This is a genomic window from Streptomyces sp. NPDC052020 (genome assembly GCF_040680575.1).
In the GTDB taxonomy this organism is placed as follows: domain Bacteria; phylum Actinomycetota; class Actinomycetes; order Streptomycetales; family Streptomycetaceae; genus Streptomyces.
The window spans coordinates 40752-53528 of record NZ_JBFAWY010000023.1 but is presented as its reverse complement, the minus strand read 5'-3'; the positions used below and the strand labels follow the sequence as shown (position 1 = coordinate 53528).

The following is a 12777-nucleotide window of genomic DNA, read 5'->3' as shown; positions in this document are numbered from 1 at the left end:
TCCCGGCGGCGGGTCGGAAGGCCGCCGCCGGGACCGTGGTGATCCGGAGCCCTACTTGCCGTGGTAGGCGTCGTAGACCGAGATCGTCGACGTGTTGCCCTTCTTGTCGGTGATCACGGCGCGGAAGGAGATGCCCTTCCCCTTCGCCGGGTTCTGCACCGAGATCTTGCCCTTGGTGACGGTGGCCTTCTTCCAGGTCTTGCCGTAGTCGTAGGACACGTACACCGTGAGCGACTTGAGGTTCGCGCCCGCGGCGGAGCCCTCGACGGTGACCGGGACGGTGACCTTCCGTCCGGCGGGGGCCTTGCTGTCCAGGCCGACGGCCGCGCCGAAGCGGGCCGTGGAGGCGGGCAGCTTGGTCTCGTCGCCGGTCTTCTTGGAGCGGAAGGTCCAGCTCGCGTCGATGCGGCTGGCCGCCGCGGCGACCTTGGGGCTGCGCTTGACCGAGGTGGTCAGCCGGTAGGCCGCGTCACCGGCGGGGACGGTGAACTCCTCGTTGCCGAACAGCGGGTCCTTGTGCGAGCCGACCTTCTTGCCGTCGCGGTACAGGGTGGTGGTGACGGCGGTGAACAGCGAGGAGCCCGCGTGGCCCTTGCCGTCCGCGAACAGCGGGAGGTCGCCGCTGATCGCGTTGCCGTCGCGGAACAGGCCGAACTCGGAGGTCACGCGGGGCGCGAAGACGGCCGTGTTGAACGTCGTCGCGTAGCTCTTGCCCGCCTTGTAGGCCTGCGGCGCGTCGAGCACGTAGGCCGCCTCGATGGTCGGGAAGCCCTCCTCGTCGAGGGAGCCGTGCTGCTCGAAGCCGATGTCCCAGCGGACGCCGCCGGCGGTCGACAGGTGCAGGGTGCGGGTGCCGGGCAGGGTCTGCGGGATGCCGATCGCGGAGCCGCCCATGCTGTCGGGCAGCATGCCCATCGCGGAGACGGCGCCCTTCTTGCCGCTCGTGGAGACGCCCAGGCCGGCCTTCAGCGTGGCCAGGTCGCCCTTCTTGTAGTGGCGGGTGTAACCGGTGGCGAGCTGCTTGACGGTGCCGCCCGCGACGGTGTCGTACTGCTCCTTGGCGCCCTTGCTCCAGTGGCCGTCCCACTGCTGGTACAGCGAGCCGTCGGTGATCTGCGGACCGAGGTGCCGGGTGCGGAAGTTGTCGTAGGAGTCCAGCCACCAGCCGAAGCCGTAGATGGAGTCGCCGGTCTCGACCGTGAAGTCGGGGGAGGCGAACTCGGACTTGGCGGCCTTGTCCGGGACGGTGATGGACACCGGCTTCGCGGTGCGCGCGTCCAGGGTGATCGTGGTCTTCCCGGTGACGTTCAGCTTCGGCTGGGCGAGCCAGTCGGCGCCCTTGTACTTCTCCGGGTCGGCGGAGACGTACAGGGAGGCGTTGAGGATGTAACCACCCTTGGGAACGCGGGCGGTGACGGTGCCGTCGGCGTCGTACGGATTGAACCAGGTGTCCTTGCCGAGCCCGGAGACGCCGGTCAGGTCGATGTCGTAGTTGGCGGCGGGCTTGCCGTCGCGGCCGACGGTCTTCAGCGTGACGTCGTACGACTCGACCTCGCGCTCCACGGTCGCGGCGGTGCGCACGCTCTGCCCGCCGCCGGTCGCCGTCACGTACGCCGAGTAGGCGCCGTCGGCGGTGCCGCCGAGGCGGGTGTCGGCGGTGAGGTCGACGGAGGCGGTGCCGCCCGCGGGGACGGTGACCGTGTCCGTGCCGAGGGTGAAGAAGCCGGCCGGGGCCGCCTTGCCCGTGGGGCCGGTGGCGGTGGCGGTCAGTTTCAGGGTGACGTCGGCCGTGCCGAGGTTGCGGTACGTCAGCTTCTTGGTGACCGGCTTGTCGTCCGTGTGCGGCCACTGCTGCTTGCCGAAGGTCAGCGACACCGGTTCGGCGACGACGGTCTGCCGGATGGCCTTGTCGGCCTGGATGCGGCCCGCGCCCTGCTGGAACGGCGTGTAGGCGCCGCCCTTGGCGGAGCCGGTGAGGGCGCCCTTCAGCTCGGCGTACGTCCAGTCGGGGTGCTGCTGCTTGAGGAGGGCCGCCGCGCCCGCGACGTGCGGGGTCGCCATCGACGTACCGGAGATGGTGACGTAGCCGGCCGGCTTCTCGCCCTCCTCCCTGGCGATGACGCTGTTGCGCGCGGAGGCGGCGGTGATGGCGACGCCGGGGGCGGTCACGTCCGGCTTGACGGCGCCGTCCAGGCCGGGGCCCCGGCTGGAGAAGGAGGCCAGCTTGTCCTTGCCGTCGACCGCGCCGACGGTGAGGGCCGCGGCGGCGCTGCCCGGCGAGCCGACGGTCTGGTCGCCGAAGTCGCCCTCGTTGCCGGCGGCGATGGCGAAGAGGATGCCCTTCTCCGCGGAGAGCTTGTTGACCTGCGCTTCCAGCGGGTCGATCTCCGGGGTGTCGCCACCGCCGAGGCTGAGGTTGACGATGTCGGCGCCCTGCTGGGCGGCCCACTCCATGCCGGCGAGGATGCCGGAGTCGTCGCCGTAGCCGTCGTCGCTGAGTACCTTGCCGTTGAGCAGTTGGGCGCCGGGCGCGACGCCCTTGTACGTCTTTCCGGCGCCGGCCGCGATGGAGGCGACGTGCGTGCCGTGGCCGAACTTGTCGGTGGCGTCGGGCGAGGTGGAGAAGTTCTTCGAGGCGACGACCTGGTTCTTCAGGTCGGCGTGGGTGGTGTCGACGCCGGTGTCCAGGACGGCGATCTTGACGCCCTTGCCGTCGTAGCCGGCGGCCCACGCCTTGGGGGCGCCGATCTGCGGGACGGAGGTGTCGAGGCTGGCCTTGCGGACGCCGTCCAGCCAGATGTGCGCGATGCCGGAGGCGGTCTTCCCGCCGTCGGTGACGGCGTCCCACAGCTCGGGCGTCTCCTGCTGCGGGGTCTGGACGGCGTCGGCGTTGAGGCTCTTCAGGGTGCGGCGGAGGGTGCCCGCCTCGCGGACGTCGGCCTTGGTGGCGGCGGCGCTGCCCCGGTAGCCGACGATGACCTTCAGGCCGTTCTTGTGGGCCTTGCGGCTGGCGGACCTGGTGAGTTCGGTGACGTCGAACAGGCGCTGGTCCAGCTTGCCGGTGGCGAGCAGGCGGGCGGCGTCGGCCGGGACGACGAGCGTGTGCCCGCCGGTCCTGCGGATCTGGACGGGTATGTGCTCGCGGCCCTTGGCCCGCTCCAGGCCGGTGACCCGGCCCTTGGCGTCGAGGACGACCCGGTCGCCGGTGATCAGCGTGACGCGCTGCTGCCCGGCGACGGAGCCCCGGGCGGCGGCACCGGCCGTCTGCTCCCCCTCCGCCGCGGCCGGGCCGGTCATGCCCGCCGCGAGGGCCACGGCCACCGCCGTGGCGACGGTCGCCCCGCATGCTCTCTTCATTTGTCTGCGCAAGTTTCCCCCTTGCAGAAGTACCGGGTGCCTATCCCCGTTCACCCGGCCGGGGGTGGTTTCGCACACACGTACATCCCCCCGGAAGGGGCAGTATGCCGAGAGGTGATCAGCCACTCAAGGGAAAAGAGTCCGATTCGACACATGGTCGGACAATCGCCCGGCAACTGTTACACGATCGACGGGTGGCGTTACCTCACCGCGAAATTTGTTACCCGTCCGAGGGGTCGGGCCGAGGAGCCGGCCGCACACACGACGACGCCGCCCGCCCCGTGGGGGGCGGGCGGCGTCGTGCGGAACCGGGCGGAGGGGGCGTCAGACGGCCGAGCCCGCCTTCCACTGCTCCCAGTTCATGTTCCAGCCGTTGAGGCCGTTGTCCGGCGCGATGGTCTTGTCGCCGGTGTTCTGGACGACGACCACGTCACCGATGAGGGAGTTGTTGTAGAACCAGGCGCCCGGCGTGTTCGGGTCGTTGGCGCCCTTGGTGTCGGACAGGCCCACGCAGCCGTGGCTGGTGTTGGCGTTGCCGAAGATGGACTTGGCACCCCAGTAGTTGCCGTGGATGAAGGTGCCGGAGGTGCTCAGGCGCATGGCGTGCGGCACGTCCTTGATGTCGTACTCGCCTTCGCCGTCGTCGTCGGTGAAGCCGACCGTCGCGCCGTTCATCCGGGTCTCCTTGAACTTCTCGGAGATCACCATCTGGCCCTCGTACGTCTTGTTCTCGGGCGAGCCGGCGGAGATCGGGATGGTGCGCACGACCTTGCCGTCCTGCGTGACCTTCATCTGCTTGGTCTTCGCGTCGACGTAGGAGACCTGGTTGCGGCCGATCTTGAAGGTGACCGTCTTCTGCTGGACGCCGTAGACGCCCTCGGCACCCTCCACTCCGTCGAGCGCCAGCTTCAGGGTGACGGTCGCGCCCTCCTGCCAGTAGTTCTCCGGGCGGCAGTCCATGCGGTTGGCGTTGAACCAGTGGCAGGCGACCTCCTGACCGCTGGTGGTGCTGACCGTGATGCCCTTCTGGACGGCGGCCTTGTTGGTGATCGCCTTGTCGAAGTTGATCGACACGGGCATGCCGACGCCGACGGTGGTGCCGTCGTCCGGCGTGAAGGTGCCGATGAAGCTGTTGGCGGGGGACACCGTGGTGAACGACGCGTTCTCGTGCGCGGCGCGGCCCTCGGCGTCCGTCGCGGTGGCGGTCACCTTGTAGGTGGTGGCGCGCTCCAGCTGGCCGGTGGGCTTCCAGCTCGTCTTGTCGGCGGATATCTGGCCGCCGACCTCCGCGCCGTCGGCCGTGGTCATCTTCACCTCCGTGAGCGTGCCCTTGCTCACGGTGACGGCGGCGGAGTTGTTGATGGAGGCGTTGCTGGAGCCGTCCTTGGGCGTGATCTTGATCTGGGCCTCGGACGTCTTCTCGGCTGCCGCCTTGTCGACCGTGGCCTGCGAGGCGCCGTCGCCTCCGCCGCCGGAGGCGTCGTCACCGCCGGAACAGGCCGAGAGCACCAGCACACCGCCGAGCAGTGCGGACGCGGCCGCCAGGCCCTTGCGCCGCCTACTGTTGGTCATCACACGCTTCTCCATCGTTGCCGATTCCCGAAAACCCCGAGATTCCCCGTCACAAACGTTCAACGTTACGACCGGTTCGCCCGGTTCCACGTCCCTGGCGGGTGTGGGACACACCACGTCCGCCCAGCGGGGGCGGCCGCGGATGCCGTCCGTACGTCCCCTGAGACGAGCGGACCCCGGACGGCGGTTGCCCGCCCGGGGTCCGGGTGCCTCCCGTCGCCTCAGCCGGCCGTCCGCCCGCCGCCGTCCACGTCCCGTGCGGCTGCCGCGTCCTCCGCGTCGTCCTGCCCGCCATCATCCTCGTCGAAGTCCCACTCGGGCGAGCCGGGGTCGTAGTCGATCCGCTCACTGCTCCAGGAGGCTTGCTGGAGTTCGACCCCGGGCACCTCGCTGACCAGGTCGAACGGGTCGACGAGATAGGCCAGCGCCTCCGCGGTGTCCTCTGTCACAGCGTTCTGCGCATGCATCTGCTCCTCACCCGGCATGTCGGGGTCGTCCGCGATCCGCTGGAGCGCGGCCCCGGTGACCGCCTCCTCGTCGTCCACCGCGAGGACGAGTTCCACCCGAAGGCGCACAAAACGTGATGTCTCTGGAGTGCTCATGTGCGGAGCGTACGGTGACCGGCTCCCGTGACTTTCCGGTGACCCGCGCCTTTCACTAACATCGCCCCACACGGCCAATTCGCCAGCGCCACAAGGGGATCGATATTCCGTGTCATCCGCTCGCCGTTCCTTGCTGACCGCCACCGCCGCGGGCAGCCTGCTGTGCGCCCTGTGGTTCGTCCCGTCCGCGAACGCGACACCGGACGCCTTGGCGTCACAGACCTCCTCCGCGAGCCCGTCTTCGCAGGTCACAGAGCAGGCGAGGGCGAAGTCGGCCACGGAGGCGACGGACCTGGGCACCACCGGGGAGCAGGTCCGGCTGGCCGACACCGGCAGCTTCGACAGCACGCCGTACGTCGTCGGCGGCACGCTCTTCCTGACGCTCGGCGCCGGGTTCGTCGTCTACTCGGTGCGCCGGGAACGCCTTGGCCTGTGAGTGACTTGACGGACTTTTGACCCGGCCCGCGCGGGTGTCAGGGCGAGTGCCGCCCCCGGAACCGGCGGCGCTCCCCGTCCTCCTCCCGGGGCGGCTCGTCCGCCAGCCGCACGACCGGGTCCCGCGGGCCCTCGCGCCCGGCGACGACGGGCCGGGCCGCCCCTTCGGCCTTGGCGCGGTACTGGGCCGCGTCGGCGAGCCGGAACAGCCGGCGCGCGGAGCGCACGGGCCCGATGGGGTCCTCGGTGGAGGCGACGCCGCAGGCCACGCCGTCGCCGATCTCCATCTCGGCGGCGCGGCGGCACAGTTCCCCGGCCGCCTCGACCACCGCGTCGGCGGGCGGCCCGACCGCGAGCAGGCAGAACTCGTCGCCGCCGAGGCGGGCCGCCAGCGCGCCCGGCACCATGGCGCCGCACAGCGACAGCACCGTCCCGAAGCGCTCCAGCAGCCGGTCGCCGACCGCGTGCCCGTGGGTGTCGTTGACCCGTTTGAGCCCGTTGAGGTCGCAGACGACGAGGCTGACGGCGACACCGTCCCGGCGGTGCCGCTCGATCGCCTCGTCCAGGCGGGCGTCGACGGCGCGGCGATTGGCGAGCCCGGTGAGGGCGTCGGTGTACGCCAGCCGCTTGGCCTCCTCCAGCCGCTCGGTCTGGGCGAGGCCGGCGGCGACGACGGAGGCCAGGACGGTGGCGAAGTCGGCGTCGGCCCGATCGAAGACGGGGGCGCCGACCGGGCGGGCGACGTACAGCTCGCCCCAGGCCCGCCCGTGCAGCACGATCGGCGCGACCACACAGCAGCCGCGCCCGCGGCGGCGCAGGGCGGCGACCCGCTGGTGGACGTAGCCGGGGCGCCCGGCCGCCGGGCCCTCGGCGGTCTCCACCCAGGCGCCGGGCTCGCCGCCCCCGGCCCAGCGTTCGTGCAGGAACTCGGTGATCTCCGCGAACTGGTGCACCGGGTAGGACTCGTCGTCCGGGAACTCCTCCTCGCCCTCCGCCCGCTCCCCGGCGTTCACCAGGACGCGCAGCCGGCCCAGCTCCCGCTCCCACACCGACAGCGCGGCGAAGCTCCCGCCCAGCGCCCGGCACGCCCCGGTGGCCGCCGCGCACCACGTCTCACGGGAGCTGCACGCGGCCGCCATACCCTGGGCCAGTGCGACCACGGCCGCGAGCCGACTGTCCTCACCCATCACCCCAGGCTAGGGAAATTCGGGATAAACCGGGACATCGATGCGGCGAACGGGGAGCAGCCACGCCCTCGCCGCTTTGCCCTCGCCGCCCCGGCTCACTCCCCCGGCCACCGCGGCGCGCGCTTCTCGTTGAACGCCGCCACTCCCTCCGCCCGGTCCCCCGAGAACGCCACCGTCCGCCAGGCCGCGTCCTCGACCTCAAGCCCGGTGCGCAGATCCAGCCCGTGCCCGAGCCGCAGCGCCTTCTTGGCCGCCCGCAGCCCGACGGGCGAGTTCGCGGCGATCCGGGACGCCAGCGCGAGGGCCTCCTCCCGGTCCCGCCCCTCGTCCACCAGCTGGTCGACCAGCCCCAGCTCCCGCGCCTCCCCGGCTTGCACCCGGCGTGCCGTGAAGACCAGCTCGGCCGCCCGGGCGGCACCCACGCGCCGGGGCAGCAACTGGGTCCCGCCGCCGCCGGGGATCACCCCGACGGACACCTCGGGCAGCCCCACCACGGCCGTGCGGTCGGCCACGATCAGGTCGCACGACAGCGCCAGCTCGAACCCGCCGCCCAGCGCGAAGCCGTGGACGGCGGCGATCGCCGGCACGGGCAGTTCCAGGACACCGGTGTACGCGGCGCGCGCCACGGGCCGCTGCCGCAGCAGGTCGGCGTCGCTGAAGGAGTTCCGCTCCTTCAGGTCGGCTCCGACGCAGAACGCCCGCTCGTGCGTCGAGGTGAGCACCACGGCCCGTACGTCGCGGTCCTCGCCCAGCGCCGCGCAGGCCGCGGTGAGGGAGCGGGCCATCTCGGTGGAGACGGCGTTCATGGCCTTCGGCCGGTCGAGTGCGAGTTCCGCGACATGCCCGCCCTCGTGCCGCCGCACCAGGACGAACTCCCCGAACCGCTCCTCGCTCATGGCACCCTCCGGTTAACGCTGGTTCACACCTCTCCCGATCATCGCAGGGCCGGGCGCGCGGGGGAAGGCGGGGCGTCCCCTTCCGGGTGGCAAGGTCCGCGTACCCGTTCGAGTGACATGCCGCCGAGTCGCGCTCCCCGGACCTCGGCAACGGCATAACGTGCGCTCGCCGCGGCGCGTCGGGGGACGCCTGGGCACCGGGGAGGAGCACCGATGACGACGGACACACCGGCCACGCCACACCACCGCACCGAGGCCGGGACGGCGCCGCTCCCGCCGCACGGTGCCCGACCCCGCCCGTGGGGACCGCGGGGCCGTCACCGCCGGCCGCCCCGCCCGCACAAGCTGCTGCTCGGCGCGGGCGGCCTCGCGCTGGCGGCCGGCGCCCTGAGCCTCGTACGCATCGTGTCGGACCCGGCCGCCGGCGGTTCCGGCTCCGTGCACGCCCCCCGCCCCGACCGGGTCACCGGCCCGGCCGCGCGCACGGTCCCGGGGCCGGGCACGAAGACCGCGCCCGGCGCGGCCCGGCCGAGCCCCTCGGCGGCCTCCACGCTGGGCGAGCGGAACGGCTCCACGGCCACGGACGGCCCGTCCGGGCCCGCGTCGGGCACCACCGCGCCCGGTACCGGTACCGGGACGACGGGCACGGCGATCCCCGACCGCCCGAACACCGACGGGGCACCGCCCGCCTCCGGGGCGTCGGACGGGCCGGAGGGCGCGCGCTCCCCCGCCCCGCGCCCCCCGCGTTCGCGGACCCCCGGGCCACAGCCCCCGCCCCCCGCGTCACCGGCCCCGTCCCGTGGCACACCGGCCGCCCCGCCTCCCCCGGATCCGGAGGGGCCCGGTCTGTGCATACCGGGCATCGGCCTGTGCGTGGACGTCCGGAACGACGACGGCTGAAGCCGGCCTACCGCTCCGCGCCCCGCCGGGACAGCAGCCACGGCTCGACCACGCCGAGGCCGCGCACCGGCCGCTGCCACATCGGCTGGAGGGCGAAGCGGTACACCGGCGGCTCGACGCCCTCCTTCTCCGCGGTGGCGGCCTCCTCGGCCGCCTGCGCCTCGGAGGCCGGGGCGTCCCCGGTGCGGATCAGTTCCTGGGCGAAGGCGCTGTCGACGAGGACGGCGTCGCGGGGGGCTATGGAGGTGAGCCGGGAGGCGAGGTTCACGGTGGTGCCGAAGACGTCGCCCATGCGGGTGGTGACCGTGCCGAAGGCCATGCCGACGCGCAGCTCCGGCATCGTCTCGTCGTTGGCCATGGTCTCGATCAGGCGCAGCGCGATCTCGGCGGCCGTGCCCGCGTCGTCGGCGGCGTAGAGCACCTCGTCGCCGAGGGTCTTGATGAGCCGCCCGCCGCGCGCCGCGACCAGATCGGCGGCGGTGGTCTCGAAGGCCTCGACGAGCTCGCCGAGCTCCTCCTCCTCCATGCGGCGGGTCAGCCGGGTGAAGCCGACCAGGTCGGCGAAGCCGACGGCGAGACGCCGGTCGACCATCTCCTCGTCGTCGGCGGCCTGCACGACCCGCCCGGTGGCGGCGGCGAGCTGGCGCCGCCAAACGTAGATCAGGAACTCCTCCAGCTCGGGCAGGAGCAGCTCGATCAGGGGATACGTGACCTCGGTGCGGGTCATGCCCGGCTCCGGCGGCTCGGTCAGGCCCTCCAGGAAGGAGTCGATCTGCCATTCGGCCAGCCGGGCGGTGGTCTGCCCGGTGGAGCGGGCCACCTGCACGGCCATCGCCTCGCTGAGCAGGCCCGCCTCCACCAGACCGGCCAGGCGCCGCAGCGCGAGCACGTCGGCCTCGGTGAGCGCCTTGGCCTGCCCGATGTCGGCGAAGCCCATGGCCCGCCAGAAGCGGGAGGCCAGCTCCATGGAGACGCCCGCGCTGCGGGCCGCCTGGAAGGGGGTGTAGCGGCGCTCCGCGCCCAGGATGAGCTGTTCCAGGCGCAGCGCGAGCGGGTCCTCTCCGGGATCGGCGGGGTGGTCTCCCCGGCCGTCCCCGGCCGTGCCGGAGCCCGTATCGTCGACGGTCACGCCTGCTGCCCTTCCCATCTGCCGCGGTCAGGTACCGACCGGCCTCAACTCTACGGCAGGTGTGCGCCAGCTCACTCCCGTGAGCCGGGGGGGCCGCCGCGCCCCCTCAGGCCGGGCGCAGATGGACGATGTCCCCGGCGCCCACCGGCTCCCGCACGCCGTCCTCGGTGGCCAGCACCAGCCGGCCGTCCCCGTCGACGGCGACGGCCTCCCCGGTGACCGACCGGTCGCCGGGCAGTTCGGCCCGCACCCGGCGGCCGAGCGTCGCGCACCCGGCGGCGTACGTCTCCTGGAGGCCGCACGCGGCGGGGTCGCCGCCCGCCGCCCGCCACCGCCCGTACCAGTCCTCCAGCGACCGCAGCACGCCCCGCAGCAGCGGGTCCCGGTCGGTGCTCACGGCGCCGGCCAGGGCCAGCGACCCGGCGTGCGGCACCGGCAGCTCACCGGCGCGCAGGGTGACGTTGACGCCGACGCCGATGACGACGCCGTCGCCGCCGGCGCGCTCGGCGAGGATGCCGCCGGCCTTGCGTTCCTCGCCGCCGACGGTGACCAGCAGGTCGTTGGGCCACTTCAGCGCCGTGTCGACGCCCGCCGTGCGGGACAGGCCGGTCGCCACGGCGACGCCGGTGAGCAGCGGCAGCCAGCCCCAGCGGGCCACCGGGACCTCGGCGGGCCGCAGCAGGACGGAGAAGAAGAGGCCGGAGCGGGGCGGCGCGGTCCACTGCCGGTCCAGGCGGCCCCGGGCGGCGGTCTGCTCCTCGGCGACCAGGACGGCCCCCTCGGTGGCCGTGCCCCCGGCGGCGCGGGCGACCAGATCGGAGTTGGTGGAGCCGGTGCGCTGCACCACCTCCACCGTCGACCACAGCCCTCCCTCCCGTACCAGCCCGCGCCGCAGCGCGGCGGCGTTGAGGGGCGGACGGTCCAGATCGGACCACCGGCTGCTGTTCCCGTCTGAGGCATCTCGCGGCGTCATGCAAGCCACCCTAGGTGTGGTGAACACCGCACTGCCGATGGGTAGGCGCACCACTACGCTGCGGATGAGTAACCGCCCCCACTTTTGAGCAGGCAGGGAGCCGCGTCCCGATGTCCGAGCCGGAAGAACTGCACCAGCCTGACCTTCACACCACCGCGGGCAAGCTCGCGGACCTGAGGCGCCGTATCGAGGAAGCGGCGCACGCCGGTTCGCAACGCGCGGTCGAAAAGCAGCACGCCAAGGGCAAGCTGACGGCCCGTGAGCGGATCGATCTGCTGCTGGACGAGGGGTCCTTCGTCGAACTGGACGAGTTCGCCCGGCACCGCTCGAACAACTTCGGCCTGGAGCGGAACCGCCCCTACGGCGACGGGGTCGTGACCGGGTACGGCACGGTCGACGGGCGCCCGGTCGCCGTCTTCTCCCAGGACTTCACCGTCTTCGGCGGCGCCCTCGGCGAGGTCTACGGCCAGAAGATCGTCAAGGTGATGGACTTCGCGCTGAAGACCGGCTGCCCGGTCATCGGCATCAACGACTCCGGCGGCGCCCGCATCCAGGAGGGCGTCGCCTCCCTCGGCGCCTACGGGGAGATCTTCCGCCGCAACACCCATGCCTCCGGGGTGATCCCGCAGATCAGCCTGGTCGTGGGCCCGTGCGCGGGCGGCGCGGTCTACTCGCCCGCGATCACCGACTTCACGGTCATGGTCGACCAGACCTCGCACATGTTCATCACCGGCCCGGACGTGATCAAGACGGTGACGGGCGAGGACGTCGGCTTCGAGGAGCTGGGCGGCGCCCGCACCCACAACGCGACCTCGGGCGTGGCCCACCACATGGCCGGCGACGAGAAGGACGCGGTCGAGTACATCAAGCAGCTTCTGTCGTACCTGCCGTCCAACAACCTCTCCGAGCCCCCGGCGTTCCCGGAGGAGGCGGACCTCGCCGTCACCGACGAGGACCGCGAGCTGGACGTGATCATCCCGGACAGCGCCAACCAGCCGTACGACATGCACACGGTGGTCGAGCACGTCCTGGACGACGGCGAGTTCTTCGAGACCCAGCCGCTGTACGCGCCGAACATCCTCACCGGTTTCGGCCGCGTCGAGGGCGCCCCGGTGGGCGTCGTCGCCAACCAGCCGATGCAGTTCGCGGGCTGCCTGGACATCAGGGCCAGCGAGAAGGCGGCCCGCTTCGTGCGGACCTGCGACGCCTTCAACATCCCGGTGCTGACCTTCGTGGACGTCCCCGGCTTCCTGCCCGGCGTCGACCAGGAGCACGACGGGATCATCCGCCGCGGCGCCAAGCTGATCTACGCCTACGCCGAGGCCACCGTCCCGCTCATCACGGTGATCACCCGCAAGGCGTTCGGCGGCGCCTACGACGTCATGGGCTCCAAGCACCTGGGCGCCGACCTCAACCTGGCCTGGCCCACGGCGCAGATCGCGGTCATGGGCGCGCAGGGCGCGGTCAACATCCTGCACCGCCGCGCCCTCGCCGAGGCCGAGGCGGGCGGCGAGGACGTCGAGGCGGTCCGCGCCCGGCTGATGCGGGAGTACGAGGACACCCTCCTCAACCCCTACGTCGCCGCCGAGCGCGGCTACGTCGACGCGGTGATCATGCCGTCGGACACCCGCCGCCACATCGTGCGCGGCCTGCGTCAGCTGCGCACCAAGCGGGAATCCCTCCCTCCGAAGAAGCACGGCAACATCCCCCTGTAGGCCCGCGGATC

At 72.5% G+C, this 12777-nt stretch carries 10 protein-coding genes; 3 read left to right on the top strand and 7 right to left on the bottom strand.

Annotated elements, in window-relative coordinates:
• Positions 1 to 51: 51 nt before the first annotated feature.
• The 3 genes from AB0L74_RS22925 to AB0L74_RS22915 form a co-directional block, all read right to left on the bottom strand.
• The gene (locus tag AB0L74_RS22925) at positions 52 to 3357 is read right to left on the bottom strand and encodes a S8 family serine peptidase (protein ID WP_365655271.1); all 3306 of its coding nucleotides are present in this window, start codon (positions 3355 to 3357) and stop codon (positions 52 to 54) included.
• A 324-nt stretch (positions 3358 to 3681) separates the two neighbouring features.
• Positions 3682 to 4929 carry an Ig-like domain-containing protein gene (locus AB0L74_RS22920; protein WP_365655267.1) on the bottom strand — a complete coding sequence of 416 codons (1248 nt, stop codon included), beginning with the start codon at positions 4927 to 4929 and terminating at the stop codon, positions 3682 to 3684.
• A gap of 221 nt (positions 4930 to 5150) precedes the next feature.
• Positions 5151 to 5531: a hypothetical protein gene (locus tag AB0L74_RS22915; RefSeq protein WP_365655265.1), complete on the bottom strand. Its 381-nt coding sequence runs from the start codon at positions 5529 to 5531 to the stop codon at positions 5151 to 5153.
• 109 nt (positions 5532 to 5640) lie between these two features.
• On the opposite strand from AB0L74_RS22915, the gene AB0L74_RS22910 reads away from it, so the two are divergent.
• Positions 5641 to 5967 (top strand): hypothetical protein, encoded by a 327-nt coding sequence (locus AB0L74_RS22910; protein WP_365655262.1) that lies wholly within the window; start codon positions 5641 to 5643, stop codon positions 5965 to 5967.
• A gap of 37 nt (positions 5968 to 6004) precedes the next feature.
• On the opposite strand, the gene AB0L74_RS22905 is transcribed toward AB0L74_RS22910, so the two are convergent.
• Together AB0L74_RS22905 and AB0L74_RS22900 are read right to left on the bottom strand one after the other, a co-directional pair.
• A complete protein-coding gene (locus AB0L74_RS22905; RefSeq protein ID WP_365655259.1) occupies positions 6005 to 7153 on the bottom strand; it encodes a diguanylate cyclase in 1149 nt (382 codons plus the stop codon).
• A gap of 95 nt (positions 7154 to 7248) precedes the next feature.
• On the bottom strand, positions 7249 to 8049 hold the full coding sequence (locus AB0L74_RS22900; protein ID WP_365655256.1) for an enoyl-CoA hydratase-related protein: 801 nt from the start codon (positions 8047 to 8049) through the stop codon (positions 7249 to 7251).
• A 213-nt stretch (positions 8050 to 8262) separates the two neighbouring features.
• Between AB0L74_RS22900 and AB0L74_RS22895 the strand changes: the two genes are divergently transcribed.
• The gene (locus AB0L74_RS22895; protein ID WP_365655253.1) at positions 8263 to 8949 is read left to right on the top strand and encodes a hypothetical protein; all 687 of its coding nucleotides are present in this window, start codon (positions 8263 to 8265) and stop codon (positions 8947 to 8949) included.
• A 7-nt stretch (positions 8950 to 8956) separates the two neighbouring features.
• On the opposite strand, the gene AB0L74_RS22890 is transcribed toward AB0L74_RS22895, so the two are convergent.
• A complete protein-coding gene (locus AB0L74_RS22890; RefSeq protein ID WP_365655250.1) occupies positions 8957 to 10078 on the bottom strand; it encodes an adenylate/guanylate cyclase domain-containing protein in 1122 nt (373 codons plus the stop codon).
• Positions 10079 to 10184: 106 nt separating this feature from the next.
• Complete coding sequence (locus AB0L74_RS22885) at positions 10185 to 11051, bottom strand: biotin--[acetyl-CoA-carboxylase] ligase (RefSeq protein WP_365655247.1); 867 nt, start codon at positions 11049 to 11051, stop codon at positions 10185 to 10187.
• A 110-nt stretch (positions 11052 to 11161) separates the two neighbouring features.
• Here AB0L74_RS22885 and AB0L74_RS22880 point away from each other — a divergent pair, with 110 nt between their 5' ends.
• The gene (locus tag AB0L74_RS22880) at positions 11162 to 12766 is read left to right on the top strand and encodes an acyl-CoA carboxylase subunit beta (protein WP_365655244.1); all 1605 of its coding nucleotides are present in this window, start codon (positions 11162 to 11164) and stop codon (positions 12764 to 12766) included.
• Positions 12767 to 12777: the final 11 nt, after the last annotated feature.